This is a genomic window from Celeribacter sp. SCSIO 80838 (genome assembly GCF_056498065.1).
In genome coordinates this window covers 2703101-2721228 of the sequence record NZ_JAZKMA010000001.1, presented here as the reverse complement: position 1 = coordinate 2721228, position 18128 = coordinate 2703101, and the positions used below count along the sequence as shown (strand labels likewise).

Genomic DNA, 18128 nt, shown 5'->3' with positions numbered 1-18128 from the left:
TATAGTCCTCTTTTTCCTGTGTTTTCCCCTAAAACAGAAACGTTTCGTTCAGACTTTCGGCGCACACTCTCCCCAGACGTGAAGACCGAAGGAGATCGTCTCATGACCGGCATGGACCTGCTGGAGGCCTGGTATGACAAGGTATGGGTAAAGGGCGATCTGAGCGCCGTGGCCGAGTTTTTCGACGCGGAAGCACTCGCCTCCGGGCTGATGAGCGATTTTGCGGCCCAGCTCGAGGATTTCCAGACCCTTGTGCCCGCTGTGCGTCATGCGCTGCGCGACATCACCATCTCGATCGAGGATTCCATGGAGATGGGCGACAAGGTCTGGGCTCGTATGACGCTGCACGCCCGGAAGGCCGAGGACATGCTGCCGATCCACATCTCCGGTCAGGTCATGGTGCGGCTCAGGGCGGGCAAAATCATCGAGGCGCACAACAACTACGATTTCGTCAGCTATTTCGAACAGATGGGCAATCTGCCGAAAGATTCGGTGGCCTTGATGCTGGCAGGGGAAACTCTCGCCTGATCCAGCCCCGAAACACGGTTTTCCTTGCTTTCATATCGCTTTGCCAGACTGTGAAAGGGACGGGCCTGTGGCGCGACTCGGCCATAGCTCCGCCCATTTTCTCTGACAGGTGTCTCATGAAACCCACTGACTTGATGCTGACCTCCGCGGTTCTGCTCATTGCCCTTGCCCAAGCCTCCCTCGCCGAGGACGCGCCGCTGCCGAAACTCGGCCCCAATGCCATTCCCGTCACCGAGGCGACCGAGTATCTCAGAGCTGCGCCCGCGCCGGATTACTGGGCCTTTGCCGAATTCGTGAAACCGCAATTCACCACCTCGGCCTGTGGCGTCGCCTCTGTCACTGCCGCCGTGAACGGGCTTGCGGGCCTTCCGGCCAATGCCGAAGACACGGTGATGACCCAACCGGATCTTCTGGAGGCCGTGGGCGACGCCCATTGGAGCGAAATTTCCGCGGAGGGCGGCGATGGTGTGATGTTCGACGAGCTGGTGACCTATGCGACCGAGGCCTTGCCCGTCGCCGGGCTCGACAGCTACGCGGTCAGCACCTTCAAACCCACGGATGACAGCGCCGAAAGCCTTGCCACGATGCGCGACTGGCTGACGCTCAACGAGGAAAGCGCCGAGGATGCGATGCTGGTCTATTTCAATCAGGGCGTGGTGACCGGCGATTGGGACGGGCCGCATGTCTCCGTGATCGGGGCCTATGATGCCACCAAGGACGAGGTGCTGATCCTCGAGGTCGATCAGGAATGGTACATCCCCTACTGGACCCCGGCACCGGTGCTTCTGGAGGCGATGCTGAAACCGACCTCGGACGAGCACGGCGTGCTTGAGGGCCAGACCGGCGGTTTTGTTCGTCTGGCACCCGCAAACTGAGTGACTTGACCGGCCGGGGCGGCTACCAAGGGGGGACGGACACCCAGCCACGAGCGCCCATCCATGACGCCCCAGCCGCCCCTCTCCGACTTCCTCAAAAGCTTTGCCCGTATTGGCCTCCTGTCCTTCGGCGGTCCAGCCGCGCAGATCGCCGTGATGCACCGCGAAATTGTGGAGGACCGGCGCTGGATGAACGAGGACGGGTTCCTCTCCGCCCTCTCCTTTTGCATGATGCTCCCCGGCCCCGAGGCGATGCAGCTCGCCACCTATTGTGGCTGGCGGCTCAAAGGCGTGCCGGGCGGCATCGTCGCGGGGCTGTTCTTCGTGCTGCCGGGAGCACTGGTGATGCTGGCGCTCGCGGCCCTTTATGCTGCCTACGGCCATTTGCCCGCCTCGGAGGCGCTGTTCCTCGGGGTCAAGGCCACGGTGGCGATCATTGTCCTGCAAGCCCTCCTGCGCCTGTCACGCAAGGCGCTCGGCACGCCCTCCCGCAAGGCTTTGGCGCTCGCTGCCTTCGTCCTGATCGCCGGATTTGCAGTGCCTTTCCCGCTCATCGTGCTGGGCGCCGCCCTCATTGGCGCTGTCACCAGCCGTACCACGTCTCCCCCCATTCCGGCCCCCGGCCCCATTCCGGCCCCAAAAGCAACCCACCTGCCCCGGACACTGGCCACATGGGGGGCGCTCTGGGCTGCGCCGCTCGCGCTCCTCTGGGCCACAGGTCAGGAGCGTCTGCTCGCCATCGGCCTGTTCTTTTCGAAACTCGCGGTCGTGACCTTCGGCGGGGCCTATGCGGTTTTGGCCTATATGTCGCAAGAGGTGGTCACGGCCAAAGCCTGGCTTGCGCCGGAGGCCATGCTCGACGGGCTGGGGCTGGCCGAGACCACGCCGGGCCCCCTGATCCTCGTGACCGAGTTCGTCGGCTATATGGCCGCCACAACGCTTGGGGCCTGGGGCGGGCTTGCGGGGGCTCTGGTGACGCTCTGGGTCACCTTTATCCCCTGTTTTCTCTGGATATTCGCGGGCGCGCCTTACATCGGTTGGATCGCCTCCCGGCCCCGGATCGATGCGGCATTGAAAGCTGTGACTGCGGCGGTCGTGGGGGTCATTGCCTCGCTGTCCTGGTGGTTTGCGCTGCATGTATTCTTCGCTGAGGTCAACGAGACCCGCCTCGGCCCATTGCGACTCACCCTGCCCGATCCCGCCACATTCGTGCCGCGCGCGGTCGCACTCGCGGTGCTCTCTGCCCTTTTGCTCTTCGGCCTGAAACGCTCTCTCATGCTCACCATCGCCCTTGTGGCCTTGGCCGGGCTGGCCCTGGGGGCCGGACTGCCTGCCGACATGCGGTGACCCCTTTCCTTGGCCGCAGAATCCCTTATGCTGCAAGGGAGATGAGAGAGAGGACCCTAGGATGGCCAAAACCATCGATTACGGCAACCTGATGCATGACGCCATGCGCGGTCTGATCCGCAAGGTGCTTGAAAGCGTGGCCCGCGACGGCCTGCCGGGGGAACATCATTTCTTCATCACCTTCGACACGATGCACCCGGATGTGGAACTGGCCGACTGGCTTTCGGACCGCTACCCGGAGGAAATGACCATCGTCATCCAGCATTGGTTCGACAATCTCGAAGTGTCCGAGGACGGGTTTGCGATCACGCTGAATTTCGGTGACAGCCCGGAGCCGCTCTATATCCCTTATGACGCGATCCGCACCTTTGTGGACCCCTCCGTCGAGTTCGGTCTGCGCTTCGAGACGCAGGAGTACGATGTCGAGGAGATGGACGAGGACGAGATCCCGCATGATGCGGAAGTGACATCGTTCGAGCCGAAAGAAGAGAACGGCAAGAGCGTTGGCCCGAAAGAGGCGGAGATCGTTTCGCTGGACAAGTTCCGCAAATAAGCCGCCCGCTGCCGTTTTGCATCTGAAAAAGCCGCTCCCGAAAGAGCGGCTTTTGCTTTGCCAGTTCCGACATCGCCTCGCGGGATCAAAATTCCTTGCCGATCTTGCGATCGAGAGAATATTTCCCGCCGCCAAAGGCCGCAATGATGGCCGCGCCAGCGAACCAGAAGGTCGAATTGAACTCGGCCTTGTCTTGAACCTGATGCAGGAAGGCGGTTCCGCCATCCGCCAACAGCCGCGCCTGCCCCTGTGCGGTCAGATAGTCGAGATTGTCTTTGAGAAAGGCGATCCCCTCGGCGGTCAGGAACGCATCGCCATAGGGATGCGAGATGTGGAACCAGAGCGTCACAAGCAACATGACCGCATTCGCGAGCGCAATCGGGCGGGTCAAAAGACCCAGAAGGATCAGCGCGCCGCCAAAAAATTGCAGAACCGCAAGAAGCGGTGAGAAGAACCAGCCAGCAGGCAGGCCCAGCACGTTTTCGACAAAGCCGACCTGCGCCATCGGCGCAGTGATTTTCGGCCAGCCCTCGACCATCAGCATGCCACCGATGATCACCCGAAAGATGAGCCCCAGCCGACCGGCTGGGCGAAACCGTGGTAAAACGGCGCGAGGAACGGAAAAATGAGCCGCTCCTGCGGGCCGGATGTCATTTCCTGCATCATAAACTCCATAGAAAACAAAACTTTGCACATCTGGCGCGACCATTCATCGCGCGCCGGATTGACGCAGTCAGTAGCGGCATGACGCAAGGGAAAGAAATTGTTCAACACCTTGCCGCAAGTCATACCGCCTGCGCATTTCTGAACAGGAATTGCGCTTTCATCCATCAAGATCACAGACCCACGACATGCCGGTTCGCGATTTGTGAAGGCCGGGAAACAGGCGGATGAATTTTGCGTAACAGCTTCGTGTGGCCTCTTGTTTTGCGCCCATGCTCCGCGCACCTCTGATAGGAGGTGATGCACAGGAGCCCCTCATGCCGCGCGATTTTGCCGTGTTTCTCGGAGAAATGATCCGCAATCCCGACGAGGTGCGCGCCATCGCGCCCTCTTCCGCCGCCGTGGCGCGTCTCATGACCGCAGGCGCCGAGGAGGTCACCGGCCCGGTGGTCGAGATCGGCCCGGGCACGGGCGTGTTCACCAAGGCCATTCTGGCCCGCGGCATCGCGCCCGAACGGCTGACGCTGCTGGAACTGAACCCGCGGTTCTGCGAGGATCTGCGCGAGAAATTCCCCGGCGTGACCGTTTTGAACCGCTCCGCCGAGGACATCCGTGACATCGGGCTCACAGGTGTCGGCGCGGTGATCTCCGGCGTGCCGGTTCTGGCCCGCCCCGATCTGCAACGTGCCGTCGTAGGCCGCGCGTTCGAGGTCATGGCACCGGAGGCATTTTTCACCCAGATCACCTATGCCAACAGTTCGCCGGTGACGCCCGCGATGCAGGCCGAGCTGGGTCTCTCGGCCGTCAAACGCGGGACGGTCTGGGCCAATTTGCCGCCCGCTCGGGTGTTCGAGTATCGCCGCCAACCCGGTTGAGCGCGGAGGCACAGACTTTTAGCGCAAACAGGGGCGTGTATGCTTCGGTATACATTGCAAGCGCGCGGGCGAGGCACTATAGCCATGGCAACTGATTGGCAGAGCTAGGGAGATCCCCCGATGACCACCACCCGTACCGAAACCGACAGCTTCGGCCCGCTGGAGGTTCCCTCCGACAAATACTGGGGTGCGCAGACGCAGCGCTCCATCATGAACTTCCCGATTGGCTGGGAAAAGCAACCGGTTCCGATCATCCGCGCCCTCGGCGTGGTGAAGAAAGCCTGTGCGATTGAAAACATGGCGCAGGGCAAGCTGGCGAAAGAGCTGGGCGATGCCATCGTGGCTGCCGCCACCGAAGTGATCGAAGGCAAGTTCGACGACAACTTCCCGCTCGTCGTCTGGCAGACCGGCTCGGGCACCCAGTCCAACATGAACGCCAACGAGGTGATCTCCAACCGCGCGATCGAAATGCTCGGCGGCGAGATGGGCTCCAAAAAACCGGTTCACCCGAACGATCACTGCAACATGGGTCAGTCCTCGAACGACACTTTCCCGACCGCGATGCATGTTGCCATCGGCATGCAGGCGCGCGATGTGCTGCTGCCGGGTCTCAAGAAACTGGCCGAAGCGCTCGAAGCCAAATCCGAGGCCTTCAAAGACATCATCAAGATCGGCCGCACCCATACGCAGGACGCAACGCCGCTGACGCTGGGTCAGGAATTCTCCGGCTACGCGCATCAGGTCCGTATGGGCATCAAACGCGTCGAGATGTGCCTTCCGGCGATCTATGAGCTGGCGCAAGGCGGCACCGCCGTCGGCACCGGTCTCAACACGAAAAAAGGCTGGGCGGAAGCCGTGGCGAAGAACATGGCCGAGATCACCGGCCTGCCCTTCGTGACCGCGCCCAACAAATTCGAAGCGCTCGCCGCCCATGACGCCATGGTGATGTTCTCCGGCGCGCTGAAAACCATCGCCGCCTCGCTGTTCAAAGTCGCCAACGACCTGCGTCTTCTGGGCTCCGGCCCGCGCTGCGGCCTTGGCGAACTGATCCTGCCGGAAAACGAACCGGGCTCCTCGATCATGCCGGGCAAGGTGAACCCGACGCAGGCCGAAGCGCTGACCATGGTCTGCGCCCACGTCATGGGCAACGACGCCGCCGTCGGTTTCGCAGGCTCGCAGGGCCATTTCGAGCTGAACGTCTACAACCCGATGATGTCCTACAACGTGCTGCAATCCATGCAGCTTCTGGGCGACAGCGCCTCCGCCTTCACCGACAACATGGTGGTGGGCATTCAGGCCAACGAACCGCGCATCGAGAAGCTCCTGCACGAGTCTCTCATGCTGGTGACCGCCCTCGCGCCGACCATCGGCTACGACAACGCCACGAAAGTTGCGAAAACCGCGCACAAGAACGGCACGACCCTCAAGGAAGAGGCGATCAAGCTGGGCTTTGTCGATGAAGCCACCTTCGACGCCGTGGTCCGTCCGGAACAAATGATCGGTCCGAAAGACTGAGCCTCTCCGGCATAACGACAACGTGAAGGCGGCCTCCGGGTCGCCTTTTCTTTTTACGCGACAGAAAGCGTGGCGTGCTGCGTTTGATCCTCATCGAGTTCTTGAGGACAAACATATGAAACACCTGCTCACCGCCCTGCCCCTGATCGCCCTGACCGCTGGCATGGCATTTGCCCAAGGTGCCCCGAAGATGCCCACGGCGGAGAGTGTGCAGACCGTGATGCAGGCGCATCGTCCGCAACCGCCGCAGCAGAACTGACATCCAGAGCGCCCCGGGAGCCCCCCCGGGGCGTTTTGAGTATTTGCCCAGCAAAGGAAACAGGGTAATATCCCACCCCATGAGCGTCACCAATCTCAATCAGTTCCGCAAACAGAAAGCCCGCGCCGAAAAACGCGTTCAGGGTGATGAAAATGCCGTGAAATTCGGCCGAACCAAGGCGCAGAAAGCGCTTGAGGAGGCTGAACTCGCCAAGGCCAAGGCGGAACTTGACGCCCATAAGCGAGACAAGGAATGACGGGGCGCCCGGTCAAACGCTCGCTGACGCTGCACGGGCACCGCACCTCGGTGTCGCTGGAAGAGCCGTTTTGGCGGGCGTTTCGCGCCATCGCGAAAGAGCGCGACATTCCGATCAACGTCTTGGCGGCGGAGATTGACGAGACCCGTGGCGTCGAGAGCGGTTTGGCCTCTGCCATTCGGGTCTACGTTTTAGAGGTCACTCAGAAAAAGGCCCAGCTCGGCGATTGAGACGCCATCGCGAGGCGCAGGGATTTGCGCAGCGCCCCCTGCTCCAGACGGCCTTCGATCACCGCTTGAGGATCTTGTGCGGCCTGTTTGAGAACCGGCAGGAGCATCACCGCCTCGATCATCGGCGCACGTGCGGTTTTCGACAGTTTGGAAAGCTGCTGCGCCCCCCAACGCCCTTGATCATAGGCGTCTTTCGCCATCTGCGCCACGGCCTCCGGGCGTCCGTCGACCAAAGGCACGCGCCCCTGTGCCTCGAGTGCCGGAATGGCCATGAGATACCGCGCGAGAGCGCCCGCAAAGCCCAGCCGGTTGAGCGCTTTCGATGCCTCTTCCGGCGCGCCGAGACGGCGGGCAGCGACATGAAGCGGGATCGCATAGGAGCGATGCAGATAGCTGTGAAGCGCCGCCTCGTCTGCGTGCGGATCGCGGTAGATGTCCCATTGCCGCGCGGTCACGGCGGCGTCCAGCGCCTCGGCTGCTGCGTCATCCAGAACCGCCGCCAGAGGACCGGCGACCTCATGGGCGCGCGGCGCTTTGCCGTCGATTTTCTCCTGCAAAACGTCGTGCCAGAACTGCAACCGCATCTCCGCGATCATCGCCTCTTTCGTCACCCAAGGCGCTTTCGCGACCTCAAGGCAAAAGGCATGGATCGGAAACAACACCTCGCGTGCCGCAACGGGCGCGGCCATAGTGGAGCGAAACCGGTCGACATCGCCCTTCTGGACGATCTCTGCGCAGGCCTGAACGCTCATTCCGCCCCCAACGCTGTCGCGCCATCCCGGAGAAGTTTCCAGAGAACCGCATCCAGAAGCGCCTCAAACGAGGCGTCGATGATGTTCGAGGACACCCCCACAGTGGACCAACGCCGCCCGAGGCTGTCCTCATGGTCGATGATGACGCGGGTGCGCGCCTCGGTGCCGCCATTGGTGATACGGACTTTAAAATCAACGAGTTCCATATCGGTGATCATGTCGGAATACGGCCCGAGATCCTTGACCAGCGCCTTGGAGAGTGCGTTCACCGGCCCGCCGTCATTGCCATCGGCCATGATGCCTTCGGACACCGACAGGTGGCGTTCGCCCGCGATATTGACCACGACCGTGACCTCGGAGAGATGGATTTCGCGGCCTTTCGCGTCGCGGCGGCGTTCGACCGTGGCACGGTAGCGCTCGACCTCGAAAAACGCGGGCATCACGCCCAGTTCGCGCCGAGCTTCGAGCTCGAACGAGGCCTGCGCGGCGTCATAGGAATAGCCCTCCGCCTCGCGTAGTTTGATGCGGTCGAGGATGCGCCCGAGATCGGCCTTTTCCGAGACCGCCAATCCCATATCGGCCAGACGCGAGCGCAGGTTCGACTGCCCGGCCTGATTGGACATCGGCACGATACGGGCATTGCCGACGGTCTCGGGCGGGATGTGTTCGTAGGTCGTCGGATCTTTGAGAATGGCCGAAGCATGCAGCCCGGCCTTGTGTGCGAAAGCCGAAGCACCGACGTAAGGCGCAGAGCGCAGCGGCACGCGGTTCAGGATATCGTCGAGCATGCGCGAGGTTTTGACGAGGCTGTGGAGCGCCTCCTCGGTGACGCCGGTGTCGAGCGTGGATTTATACGGTTCCTTGAGCAGGAATGTCGGGATCAGCGTCGTCAGATTGGCGTTGCCGCAGCGCTCGCCGAGGCCATTGAGCGTTCCCTGCACCTGCCGCGCGCCAGCGTCGATGGCGGCAAGCGAATTGGCGACCGCGTTGCCGGTGTCGTCATGGGTGTGGATGCCGAGATGGCTGCCGGGAATGCCCGCCGCGATGACCTTGCCGGTGATCTCATAGACCTCGCCGGGCAGCGCCCCGCCATTGGTGTCGCAGAGCACGATCCAGCGCGCGCCCGCCTTGTAGGCCGCCTGACAACAGGCAATGGCGTAATCGGGATTGGCCTTGTACCCGTCAAAGAAATGCTCGGCATCGAACAGCGCCTCCCGGCCGATGGCGACCGTATGAGCGATGGATTTCTCGATGTTCTCGATGTTTTCCTCAAGCGTGATGCCAAGCGCGGTGGTCACATGGAAATCATGGGTCTTGCCGACGAGACAAACGGAGTCCGTCCCGGCATTGAGCACGCCCGCCAGCACCTCGTCATTCTCCGCCGAGCGCCCGGACCGTTTGGTCATGCCGAAAGCGGTGAATTTCGCGTTGATTTCAGGCGGTTCGGCGAAAAACTCGCTGTCGGTCGGGTTCGCACCGGGCCAGCCGCCCTCGATGTAATCGACGCCGAGATGGTCGAGCGCATCGGCGATCAGGTGCTTTTCCTCGGTCGAGAATTGCACGCCTTGGGTTTGTTGCCCGTCGCGCAGGGTTGTGTCGTAGAGATAGAGGCGGTCTTTTGTGTTGGCTGTGGTCATTCGAGGGCCTCCAGTTTCGCCGCGTCGAAGTTGGGGCCCGGCTCCAACTCGACCCCGGTTTTCGACATGCGCACCTCGACACCCGCCTCAAGAAGCGCGGTTTTCATCGCATCGACGGCGGAGAAGTCTTTGGTTTCCATGGCCGATTGGCGCAGGGCGAAAAGGTGATCGGCGTAGACAGTCAGGTCGACGCTTTCTTCTGCGTCCATCTGCTTTGCAAAAGAAATCAAATCTATTCCAAGCAGATAGCAAGCTGCGAGAATTTCTCGATGCGCCACTTTGATTGCTTCGAATGAAAGTTCGGCCCGATTTTTCCCTTCAATGGATTTCCAAATCCTTAAAGTCTCAGTCAACGCCAAAGACGTGTTCAAGTCGTCTGCCAGAGCATCTACGACAGGTTGTGGCGCATAAAGTCGAGTGAACTCATATGGGTCTTTTTGAAACGCATCAAACAATCCGTCTGCGGCTTCCAATTCCGCTGCCCACATCGACAAACGCAAATAGGCCGCATCGGCTTTACTTTGCCGCCAGTCCATCGGCTTGCGATAATGCGTTTCCAAATAGACATGCCGGATCACCTCGCCCGGCACACCCGGCATTCCGTCATGCCCATCCAACAAATCCCGCACAGTAAAGAAATTGCCCAGTGACTTGGACATCTTCTTGCCCTCGACCTGCAACATCTCGTTGTGCAGCCAATAGCGCGCAAAGCCGCCCTGCGGATGGGCGCAGCAGCTCTGCGCGATCTCGTTTTCATGGTGCGGGAACATCAGGTCGTTGCCGCCGCCGTGGATGTCGAAGGTTTCGCCCAAGAGTTCATAGGACATGGCCGAGCATTCGATGTGCCAGCCCGGACGCCCGCGTCCCCAAGGGCTGTCCCAACCCGGCAGATCGTCCGACGACGGCTTCCACAGCACGAAATCCATCGGATTGCGCTTGTAGGGCGCTACTTCAACCCGCGCGCCCGCGATCATATCGTCGATGGAGCGGCCCGAAAGTTTGCCATAGTCCTTATAGCTTTCGACCGCGAAGAGTACATGACCCTCCGCCTCATAGGCATGGCCGCCCGCAATCAGCCCTTCGATCATCGCAATCATCGCACCGATGAACTCGGTCGCGCGCGGCATCTGGTCGGGATCGAGCGCGCCCACGGACCGCATATCGTCGAGATACCACTGGGTGGTCTCGTCGGTGATCTCTTTGATGGTCCGGCCGGTGTCCTGCGCCTTTTTGTTAATCTTATCATCCACATCCGTGAAGTTGCGAACGTAGGTGACATGCTCCGTCCCGTACACATGGCGCAGCAGCCGGTACAAAACATCGAACACGATCACAGGCCGCGCGTTGCCGATATGGGCGCGGTCATAGACCGTCGGGCCACAGACATACATCCGCACATTGTTCGGGTCGATCGGTTCGAAAATCTCTTTCTTGCGAGTCTTCGAATTGGTGAGCTTGATCACAGTCTTGATCATGGTCATAGCTAGTCCCTCAGGGCGGTCCCCGCGGGCGTAGCAGCTTTCATTTCTGGTGAAAAGAGACCGGACCCGCGCGACGATGTCAGCGGATAATGCAGCAGCCAATAATGATGGTGGCACGGTTGGTCATGCGATCCTTATAGGCCCGGTTTTCGCGCTTGCAAAGCCCTCTTGTGAGGGTCAGGGTGACGCCATGACACAGGATCCCATCCATAGCGTGCCCCTGGGCATCGAGCAGCTTCTTGAGATTATGCGGCGCCTGCGCGACCCAGTGGGCGGCTGTCCTTGGGACATCGACCAGGATTTCGCGACCATCTCGCCCTACACGATCGAGGAGGCCTATGAGGTCGACGACGCCATCGCGCGCGGCGATATGGAGGATTTGAAATCCGAGCTTGGCGACCTGTTGTTTCAATCGGTGTTTCAGGCGCAGATTGCCTCTGACAAGGGGCTGTTTAACTTTCACGACGTCGCGCAATCCATTGCATCTAAAATGATTTCCCGTCATCCGCATGTGTTTGGCGACGAGAGCAACCAAAAGTCTCCGGAGCAGCAGACCAAGGATTGGGAGGTCGAGAAAGCCAAGGAACGCGCGCGCCGTGGTGAGCACCGTGTTCTCGATGGCGTCGCGATGGGCCTTCCGGCCCTGATGCGGGCGCAGAAGCTGCAAAAACGCGCCGCGCGGGTTGGATTCGACTGGCCCGACACCCCGCATGTTCTGGACAAAATCCGCGAGGAGGCCGCCGAACTTGAGGAAGCGCGCGATACGCTCACGCAAGCCGAGGTGTTCGAGGAATTCGGCGATCTTCTGTTTGTGGTGGTCAATCTCGGGCGCCATCTGGGCGTCGATGCGGAAGAGGCCCTGCGCGCCTGTAATGCGAAATTTACGCGCCGTTTCAATGGCATAGAGGACCAGCTTGCCGCCCTCGGAAAAACACCCGCCGAGAGCGATCTGGCGGAGATGGACGCGCTTTGGGATGCGATTAAGGCTGCTGAGAAAGCAAATGTGAACGGCAAGGCCCCTTGACCTGAGAATTTCACTCGGATTTAACGAGCCCGACACCTCAAAGGAAACTCCGCATGTCCGCGCTCAAACTCGCTCTCCCGCTCACTCTCCCTGTGGCTCTTCTCGCCTCCTCCGCTTTCGCCGATGTGAACGTCTATTCCTATCGCCAGCCGGAGCTGATCCAGCCGCTGGTCGAGGCTTTCACCGCAGAGACCGGCATTCAGGTCAACGTGGCCTTTCTCGAAAGCGGTCTGGTCGAGCGGCTCAAGGCCGAGGGCGATCGCTCTCCCGCCGATGTGATCCTGACGGTCGACATCGCGCGGCTGACCGAGGCCGTGGATGCGGGCGTGACCCAACCGCTGATCACCGACACGCTTGAGCAGAACATTCCGGCGGAATTCCACGATCCCGAGGGGCAATGGTGGGGCATGACCACCCGTGCCCGCATCGTCTACGCCTCGAAAGACCGCGTCGCGCCCGGCGATGTGACGACCTACGAAGACCTTGCAGATCCGAAATGGAAAGGCCGGATTTGCACCCGCTCCGGCATGCACACCTATATGATCGCCCTGACCTCAGCCTATATCGCGCATCATGGCGAGGCGGAGGCCAAGGTCTGGCTTCAGGGTCTCAAGGACAATCTCGCTCGCAGTCCGCAGGGCAACGACCGCGCGCAGGTCAAGGCGATCTGGGCCGGGGAATGCGACATCTCGCTGGGCAACACCTATTACATGGGTGAAATGCTGGCCGATGAGGAACAGCGCGTCTGGGCCGATTCCGTGCGGCTCGACTTCCCGGTTTTCGATGTCGACGGCGGCGGGACGCATGTCAATATTTCCGGCGTGGCCTTGACAAAAGCTGCGAAGAACAAGGACGAAGCCATTCAATTCATTGAGTTCCTTTCCTCCCATGAGGCGCAGGAAATCTATGCGGAATCGAATTCGGAATATCCGGTCGCGCCCGGCACCGAAGCCTCGGACCTGGTGGCAAGCTGGGGCACGTTTACGCCCGACAACCTCAGCCTGATCGAGATTGCCAACCAACGCGCAAGCGCGCTCCGCCTCACCGAAGAAGTGGATTACGATGGGTAAAGTCCCGGCCCCGGCCAAATGGCCGGGCAGACGCTCGCCTAGAGCGTTTGGGGAATTTACGGGCGGAGCCTCGACACATAGGTGCGTTCTTCGCCTGATTGCTCAGAAAACCCCGGCTTGCGGTTTTCCCGCAACCGGGCGAAATCCTGAGAGATTGAACGCAAGACGTTGATTTAAAAGAGCTTCCCGAAAGCGCTCTCAGCGGCGATCCGCCCATCTTTCCCCTGACATATATCTTTTACCAAATATTCAAATCGGGCAGATTGACAGTTTTCGTTTTGCCCCCCATATGAGCCGCAAGATCATGACTGAAATGGTCATAAAAATAATGTCCCGGCGATAAGCGAGCTTTAACCTTTTTCGGCTTTCTTCTCCCCGAGACATCAAAGACTCGTACCGCAAACCCGCACAGATCGAACCAGACCGTTTATCATGTCCGTCCAGACGCCCATATCCTTGACCGGCATCCAGCATGCCCTCACCATCCGCCCTGCGGAGGGCGCCGACCTGCCGCATCTCATGGAGATGATCCATGATCTGAAACCGCAGATGGACGACAAGCTGAACCTCAATGAAGCCAGCGTGATCGACATCATCCACGCGCCGAAACCTTGGGTGCGGCTGCTTGTGGCGGAACAGGATGGCGTGCTGGTTGGCTATGCGGCACTCGTCGGCGGGCTGCAACTCAGCGCGCAGGATCGCGCCATGGAGATGCATCATATCTATGTCGCGCCTGCGCAGCGCGGTCAGGGTGTTGGCCGGGCGCTTTCGGACGCGGCCATGACCACCGCCCGCACCTTGGGCTGCGAAACGCTCACCGTCGCCATCGCCCGCACCAGCGCCATCGCCAAAGCCGCCTATCGCGCCTTCGGATTTGAACGCCCGAGCCTGCGTGCGCCGCGTTATGTGATGCCGGTCTGAAGGCCGCGCAGTTCGCTGTTGACAGGTTGACGCCTCTGCCGCATGGTTGCACTATGACATACGCAACCCTCATGACCGTTTTTTATTGGACCGAGCTGACATAGAGCGCGGCCCATAGTCATGACACGATGAAAGGCCGCCGCAGGGCGGTTTTTTTAATGTCGAACATCCCCTGTGGCGCGAAACAGGAGATTACAATGACCCTCATGCAACGCATTGACACCAAGATCCGCCCGGCCGTGATCCGCCCGGCGCGCTGGGGTGACAAGGATGCGCTTTTGGAGATGATCCACGCGCTGGCGCATCATCATGGCGATGAACCGGAGCTGGATCTCCCGGCGCTCATCGATTTGCTGAATGCCGATCTGCCGTGGATTCGCATCCTCGTCGCCGAACGCGACGGCGCGCTTTTGGGCTATGCTGCGCTGGTGGCGGGCGTTCAGTTGCAGCATGGTAAGAAGGTGATGGACCTGCATCACCTCTACATTCGGGATCACGCGCGGGGTCAAGGCATTGGGCGGCATCTGATCGAATCCAGTCGGGATGTGGCGCAAAACCTCGGCTGCGCGCGCCTGACCGTGTCGACCCAAGATCACAACACGGTCGCGCAGGCAGCTTACCGCGCCTGCGGTTTCGCGCCCCACCCGTTCAGCGGGACGCGTTTCGCGATGGAATTGGCCTGAAACCCCGTCAGAGGGCGATCACGTCGACCCTCTGGCCCTTCACCGCAAGACCGATCTCGCCCTTGCAAAGCCGGAGCGCGTCGTCGCCAAAGACCTCGGCGCGCCAGCCTTTGAAGACCGGAAGGTCGCGTTCGCCTGCGGCAATCAGATCGAGATCGGCGGCGGAAGCGATCATCTTCGCGGCCACGTCAAAACGATCGGATTTTGCTTTCAACAACACCCGAAGCATATCGGCCAGTGCCGGATTAACCTGCAACTTATCGCGCGACTGGTCCAGTTTCGGCATCTCGGCGGCGGAATAATTCGACGCCTTTTCAACGGCCTGCAAAATCCCGTCGGCGATCTCGCCCTTGCGGGCCTCGCGCAGCAAAAGCCGCGAGCGCGACAGGTCTTGAGGTGTTTTCGGCTTGGTGGACGCGAGTTCCAGAAGCGCGTCGTCCTTGTAAACGCGGTTGCGCGGGATGTCGCGGCTCTGGGCATAAAACTCGCGGAACGCCGCCAGTTCCTTGACCGCCGCGAGGAATTTTCCAGAGCTGGTGCGGGTCTTCACCCGTTGCCAGGCCTCGTCCGGCTCGATCACATAGGTCGCGGGCGTGGTCAGAACCTCAAGCTCCTCGGCGACCCATTTTTCGCGCCCTTGACGGGCAATCTCGCGCGCGAGATATTCGTAGATCACCCGCAGATGCGTCACATCGGCCAGCGCGTAGCTTTCCTGCGCCGGCGTCAGCGGACGCCGCGACCAGTCGGTGAACCGGGAGGTTTTGTCGAGGCTCTGCTTGGCGATCTTGCGCACCAGCGTCTCATAGCCCACCTGTTCGCCAAAGCCGCAGACCATGGCGGCCACCTGGGTGTCGAACAGCGGCGCGGGAATCACCCCACCCTGAATGTAGAAAATCTCGAGATCCTGCCGCGCGGCGTGGAAGACTTTGACCACATTCTCATTGCGAAACAGCTCGTAAAGCGGCGCAAGATCGAGCCCTTTCACCAGCGGATCGAGCAGAACCGCGTCCTCTTCGGCATCGCCCGGAATGGCGAGCTGTACGAGACAGAGTTTCGAATAATAGGTCCGTTCGCGGAGAAATTCGGTGTCGACCGTGACGTAAGGGCGGTCTTTGGCGCGGTCGCAGAAGGCCTGAAGACCTTCAGTCGTGGTGATGGTGATCATATGATTTTCTTACCTGCGGCGCGGGGTCATCCCGTCGATTGGGTCTTGATACGCAGGTTTTTGCCGAAAGAAAAGAACAAAGGGGGCGCAGATCGCCCGCCCCCTTTGCGATGCTCGGGTCTGGCTCAGGTGATGGGCTCAGGTGATTGGCAATGTGCCTTTGGCCGCCATCATCAGCTCGACGACGTCGGGCGCGGTGATGATTTCATACTCCGGGTCCATCTCTTCGGCGGTGAAACCGTTGTGGATCATGCAGGCGCCGCAAATGCCGATGCGCCCGCCTGCGGCGCGGAATTCCTTCACGAGATCGGCCACCGGCTCAAAAGGCTTGCCGATGTCCATGCCCTCTGTGGACCCGGGTTTGCCCAATTCCACCCCTTCGACCATCAGAAGTACGATGGAGCTGTGGCCCATCTTTTGCGCATTGAGCGCCATGGTGAAAGCCACGGTCACTTTTCCAGGGTTGGAATGGCCATCGAAAATGGTGGCAACGAAATCAGCGGTTTTCATGAGATATCCTTTCGCGAAACGCGGGTCCCCAGGCGGGACACACTTATATTCTATATCGCGAATATATCTTTCACAGCCAGAATTTCAGCGCGGGATGCGTTCACCTTCGCGCAAGACTGCGTGAACGCCTTCAGAGCGTCAGAATCCCGGTTTCGCCCTCGATAAACCGTCTGAGCACCGCCGGATAAAGCCGGTGCTCCTGTACCAACACACGGGCGGCGAGGTCGTCGGCGCTGTCACCGGGTAGGATCGGCACACGCGCCTGTCCCAGAATCGGCCCGCCGTCGAGCTCGGCCGTCACCTCATGCACGGAACAGCCACCTTCCGCATCGCCCGCCTCGATGGCGCGCTGATGGGTGTGCAGACCTTTGTATTTCGGCAACAAGGACGGGTGGATATTGAGCGTCTTCCCGGCATAATGGGTGATGAATTTCGGCGTCAGGATGCGCATGAACCCGGCCAGGGCAAGGACATCGGGCGCATAGGCATCAATCGTGGAAATCAGCTCTTCCTCAAAGGCTTCCCGGTCGCCTTTAAAGCTGCGGTGATCTACCACCGCCGTCGGAATGCCCATGTCGGCGGCCTTTTGCAGACCGCCCGCCGTGGGCACATTCGACAGCACAAGACAGGCCCGTCCCGGATGGTCTCCCGCCATGGATTTCGCCAGCGACACCATGTTGGAGCCACCGCCGGAAATCAGGATCGCAACCTTCTTGTGGCTCACTTGAGCTCACCCTCATAGGTCACGCCATTGCCCGTCGTGACCTGACCGATGCGGTAAACCGTTTCGCCCTCGCCCGTCAGAAGCGCAGTCAGCGCCTCGGCCTGATCGGCGGCGCAGACCACCACCATGCCGATCCCGGCATTGTAGGTTTTCAGAAGCTCGTGCTGGCTCAGACCCGCCGTGTCCACCAGCCAGCGGAACACCGGCGTGAGCGACCATGTTTTCAGGTCGATGTCGGCGCCCATACCCGTCGGCAGAACGCGCGGCAGGTTTTCCGTCAGTCCGCCTCCGGTGATATGCGCCAGCGCATGCACACCGCCCGCGCGGATCGCCTTGAGCACCGGCTTGACGTAGAGCCGCGTCGGGGTCAGGAGTTCCTCGCCCAGCGTGTTGTCGGAAAACGGTGCGATGTCAGACCATTTGAAGCTGGAAATCTCGACCGTCTTGCGCACCAGCGAATAGCCGTTGGAATGCACGCCATTGGAGGCGAGGCCCAAAAGCACATCACCCTCGACCACGCCCGCCGGAAGATCGGAGCCGCGTTCCATGGCGCCCACGGCAAAGCCCGCAAGATCGAAATCGCCGTCTTCATACATGCCCGGCATCTCGGCGGTTTCGCCGCCGATCAGCGCACAACCGGATTGGGCGCAGCCTTCGGCGATACCCTCGATCACGGCCGCGGCATTGTCGAGCTTGAGCTTGCCGGTGGCGAAATAGTCGAGGAAGAACAGAGGCTCCGCGCCTTGGCACACCAGATCGTTGACGCACATGGCCACGAGATCGATACCGACGGTCTTGACGTTGTCCGTGTCGATCGCGATGCGCAGCTTGGTGCCGACCCCATCGGTCGCGGCGACAAGGATCGGGTCCTCATAGCCCGCCGCCTTGAGATCGAACAGCGCGCCAAAGCCGCCGAGACCGGCCATCACCCCCGGACGTGCGGTCTTTTTCGCCGCCGGTTTGATCCGTTCGACAAGCGCATTGCCCGCGTCGATATCGACACCCGCATCGGCGTAAGTGAGACCGTTCTTTCCCTGCGTCATGGCAATGGCTCCCCGCG

At 60.8% G+C, this 18128-nt stretch carries 22 protein-coding genes; 13 read left to right on the top strand and 9 right to left on the bottom strand.

Annotated features, from left to right (window positions below; translation table 11 throughout):
- Positions 1-102 precede the first annotated feature (102 nt).
- From V1475_RS13595 to V1475_RS13580, 4 genes are all read left to right on the top strand, one after another.
- Positions 103-528, top strand: a complete 426-nt coding sequence (locus V1475_RS13595) for an ester cyclase (protein WP_479413178.1) — start codon at positions 103-105, stop codon at positions 526-528.
- A gap of 116 nt (positions 529-644) precedes the next feature.
- A complete protein-coding gene (locus V1475_RS13590; protein WP_479413177.1) occupies positions 645-1403 on the top strand; it encodes a phytochelatin synthase family protein in 759 nt (252 codons plus the stop codon).
- Between the two features lie 63 nt (positions 1404-1466).
- Positions 1467-2750 (top strand): chromate efflux transporter, encoded by a 1284-nt coding sequence (gene chrA, locus V1475_RS13585; protein WP_479413176.1) that lies wholly within the window; start codon positions 1467-1469, stop codon positions 2748-2750.
- A gap of 61 nt (positions 2751-2811) precedes the next feature.
- Positions 2812-3303 carry an SspB family protein gene (locus tag V1475_RS13580; RefSeq protein WP_479413175.1) on the top strand — a complete coding sequence of 164 codons (492 nt, stop codon included), beginning with the start codon at positions 2812-2814 and terminating at the stop codon, positions 3301-3303.
- Between the two features lie 85 nt (positions 3304-3388).
- Here the strand turns inward: V1475_RS13580 and V1475_RS13575 are convergent, their stop codons facing one another.
- Both V1475_RS13575 and V1475_RS13570 read right to left on the bottom strand, forming a co-directional pair.
- Positions 3389-3862, bottom strand: coding sequence for a DoxX family membrane protein (locus V1475_RS13575; protein WP_479413174.1), 474 nt, complete (start codon positions 3860-3862; stop codon positions 3389-3391).
- Complete coding sequence (locus V1475_RS13570) at positions 3859-4137, bottom strand: hypothetical protein (RefSeq protein WP_479413173.1); 279 nt, start codon at positions 4135-4137, stop codon at positions 3859-3861. The genes V1475_RS13575 and V1475_RS13570 overlap by 4 nt, the downstream gene beginning before the upstream one ends.
- A gap of 146 nt (positions 4138-4283) precedes the next feature.
- Between V1475_RS13570 and V1475_RS13565 the strand changes: the two genes are divergently transcribed.
- The 5 genes from V1475_RS13565 to V1475_RS13545 all read left to right on the top strand — a co-directional run bounded on the left by V1475_RS13565 (position 4284) and on the right by V1475_RS13545 (position 7101).
- Positions 4284-4841, top strand: a complete 558-nt coding sequence (locus tag V1475_RS13565) for a class I SAM-dependent methyltransferase (protein ID WP_479413172.1) — start codon at positions 4284-4286, stop codon at positions 4839-4841.
- A gap of 120 nt (positions 4842-4961) precedes the next feature.
- Complete coding sequence (fumC, locus tag V1475_RS13560) at positions 4962-6356, top strand: class II fumarate hydratase (RefSeq protein ID WP_479413171.1); 1395 nt, start codon at positions 4962-4964, stop codon at positions 6354-6356.
- Between the two features lie 115 nt (positions 6357-6471).
- Entirely contained in the window at positions 6472-6615 is a 144-nt protein-coding gene (locus V1475_RS13555; RefSeq protein WP_479413170.1) for a hypothetical protein, read from the top strand.
- A gap of 79 nt (positions 6616-6694) precedes the next feature.
- On the top strand, positions 6695-6871 hold the full coding sequence (locus tag V1475_RS13550) for a DUF4169 family protein (RefSeq protein WP_479413169.1): 177 nt from the start codon (positions 6695-6697) through the stop codon (positions 6869-6871).
- Positions 6868-7101, top strand: coding sequence for a ribbon-helix-helix domain-containing protein (locus V1475_RS13545; protein ID WP_479413168.1), 234 nt, complete (start codon positions 6868-6870; stop codon positions 7099-7101). Before V1475_RS13550 ends, V1475_RS13545 begins: the two co-directional genes overlap by 4 nt.
- On the opposite strand, the gene V1475_RS13540 is transcribed toward V1475_RS13545, so the two are convergent.
- The 3 genes from V1475_RS13540 to cysS are packed head-to-tail and all read right to left on the bottom strand — an operon-like array spanning position 7074 to position 10965.
- Positions 7074-7853, bottom strand: coding sequence for a squalene/phytoene synthase family protein (locus V1475_RS13540; protein ID WP_479413167.1), 780 nt, complete (start codon positions 7851-7853; stop codon positions 7074-7076). The two genes, V1475_RS13545 and V1475_RS13540, sit on opposite strands and share 28 nt — an antisense overlap.
- Positions 7850-9490 (bottom strand): citramalate synthase, encoded by a 1641-nt coding sequence (gene cimA / locus V1475_RS13535; protein WP_479413166.1) that lies wholly within the window; start codon positions 9488-9490, stop codon positions 7850-7852. The genes V1475_RS13540 and cimA overlap by 4 nt, the downstream gene beginning before the upstream one ends.
- A complete protein-coding gene (cysS, locus tag V1475_RS13530) occupies positions 9487-10965 on the bottom strand; it encodes a cysteine--tRNA ligase (RefSeq protein WP_479413983.1) in 1479 nt (492 codons plus the stop codon). Before cysS ends, cimA begins: the two co-directional genes overlap by 4 nt.
- A gap of 196 nt (positions 10966-11161) precedes the next feature.
- Here cysS and mazG point away from each other — a divergent pair, with 196 nt between their 5' ends.
- The 4 genes from mazG (at position 11162) to V1475_RS13510 (ending at position 14669) form a co-directional block, all read left to right on the top strand.
- The gene (gene mazG, locus V1475_RS13525) at positions 11162-11995 is read left to right on the top strand and encodes a nucleoside triphosphate pyrophosphohydrolase (protein WP_479413165.1); all 834 of its coding nucleotides are present in this window, start codon (positions 11162-11164) and stop codon (positions 11993-11995) included.
- Positions 11996-12048: 53 nt separating this feature from the next.
- A complete protein-coding gene (locus tag V1475_RS13520) occupies positions 12049-13065 on the top strand; it encodes a Fe(3+) ABC transporter substrate-binding protein (RefSeq protein WP_479413164.1) in 1017 nt (338 codons plus the stop codon).
- Positions 13066-13497: 432 nt separating this feature from the next.
- Positions 13498-13986 carry an N-acetyltransferase family protein gene (locus V1475_RS13515; protein ID WP_479413163.1) on the top strand — a complete coding sequence of 163 codons (489 nt, stop codon included), beginning with the start codon at positions 13498-13500 and terminating at the stop codon, positions 13984-13986.
- Between the two features lie 197 nt (positions 13987-14183).
- Positions 14184-14669 (top strand): N-acetyltransferase family protein, encoded by a 486-nt coding sequence (locus V1475_RS13510; protein ID WP_479413162.1) that lies wholly within the window; start codon positions 14184-14186, stop codon positions 14667-14669.
- 7 nt (positions 14670-14676) lie between these two features.
- Here V1475_RS13510 and rnd read toward each other — a convergent pair whose 3' ends face one another.
- From rnd to purM, 4 genes are all read right to left on the bottom strand, one after another.
- Complete coding sequence (gene rnd / locus V1475_RS13505) at positions 14677-15834, bottom strand: ribonuclease D (RefSeq protein WP_479413161.1); 1158 nt, start codon at positions 15832-15834, stop codon at positions 14677-14679.
- Positions 15835-15972: 138 nt separating this feature from the next.
- Positions 15973-16344 (bottom strand): DsrE family protein, encoded by a 372-nt coding sequence (locus tag V1475_RS13500; RefSeq protein WP_434287319.1) that lies wholly within the window; start codon positions 16342-16344, stop codon positions 15973-15975.
- Positions 16345-16474: 130 nt separating this feature from the next.
- Positions 16475-17068, bottom strand: a complete 594-nt coding sequence (gene purN, locus V1475_RS13495; RefSeq protein WP_479413160.1) for a phosphoribosylglycinamide formyltransferase — start codon at positions 17066-17068, stop codon at positions 16475-16477.
- Entirely contained in the window at positions 17065-18111 is a 1047-nt protein-coding gene (gene purM, locus V1475_RS13490; protein WP_479413159.1) for a phosphoribosylformylglycinamidine cyclo-ligase, read from the bottom strand. The genes purN and purM overlap by 4 nt, the downstream gene beginning before the upstream one ends.
- Positions 18112-18128 lie beyond the last annotated feature (17 nt).

Bases quoted from the DNA above. Each gene is read 5' to 3' on its own strand.
- V1475_RS13515 (WP_479413163.1), top strand. From the start codon at position 13,498: ATGTCCGTCCAGACGCCCATATCCTTGACCGGCATCCAGCATGCCCTC.
- V1475_RS13520 (WP_479413164.1), top strand. From the start codon at position 12,049: ATGTCCGCGCTCAAACTCGCTCTCCCGCTCACTCTCCCTGTGGCTCTT.
- cysS (WP_479413983.1), bottom strand. From the start codon at position 10,965: ATGATCAAGACTGTGATCAAGCTCACCAATTCGAAGACTCGCAAGAAA.
- V1475_RS13590 (WP_479413177.1), top strand. From the start codon at position 645: ATGAAACCCACTGACTTGATGCTGACCTCCGCGGTTCTGCTCATTGCC.
- rnd (WP_479413161.1), bottom strand. From the start codon at position 15,834: ATGATCACCATCACCACGACTGAAGGTCTTCAGGCCTTCTGCGACCGC.
- V1475_RS13540 (WP_479413167.1), bottom strand. From the start codon at position 7,853: ATGAGCGTTCAGGCCTGCGCAGAGATCGTCCAGAAGGGCGATGTCGAC.
- cimA (WP_479413166.1), bottom strand. From the start codon at position 9,490: ATGACCACAGCCAACACAAAAGACCGCCTCTATCTCTACGACACAACC.
- V1475_RS13595 (WP_479413178.1), top strand. From the start codon at position 103: ATGACCGGCATGGACCTGCTGGAGGCCTGGTATGACAAGGTATGGGTA.
- V1475_RS13555 (WP_479413170.1), top strand. From the start codon at position 6,472: ATGAAACACCTGCTCACCGCCCTGCCCCTGATCGCCCTGACCGCTGGC.
- V1475_RS13545 (WP_479413168.1), top strand. From the start codon at position 6,868: ATGACGGGGCGCCCGGTCAAACGCTCGCTGACGCTGCACGGGCACCGC.
- V1475_RS13550 (WP_479413169.1), top strand. From the start codon at position 6,695: ATGAGCGTCACCAATCTCAATCAGTTCCGCAAACAGAAAGCCCGCGCC.
- purM (WP_479413159.1), bottom strand. From the start codon at position 18,111: ATGACGCAGGGAAAGAACGGTCTCACTTACGCCGATGCGGGTGTCGAT.
- V1475_RS13500 (WP_434287319.1), bottom strand. From the start codon at position 16,344: ATGAAAACCGCTGATTTCGTTGCCACCATTTTCGATGGCCATTCCAAC.
- fumC (WP_479413171.1), top strand. From the start codon at position 4,962: ATGACCACCACCCGTACCGAAACCGACAGCTTCGGCCCGCTGGAGGTT.
- mazG (WP_479413165.1), top strand. From the start codon at position 11,162: ATGACACAGGATCCCATCCATAGCGTGCCCCTGGGCATCGAGCAGCTT.
- V1475_RS13580 (WP_479413175.1), top strand. From the start codon at position 2,812: ATGGCCAAAACCATCGATTACGGCAACCTGATGCATGACGCCATGCGC.
- V1475_RS13510 (WP_479413162.1), top strand. From the start codon at position 14,184: ATGACCCTCATGCAACGCATTGACACCAAGATCCGCCCGGCCGTGATC.
- V1475_RS13565 (WP_479413172.1), top strand. From the start codon at position 4,284: ATGCCGCGCGATTTTGCCGTGTTTCTCGGAGAAATGATCCGCAATCCC.
- chrA (WP_479413176.1), top strand. From the start codon at position 1,467: ATGACGCCCCAGCCGCCCCTCTCCGACTTCCTCAAAAGCTTTGCCCGT.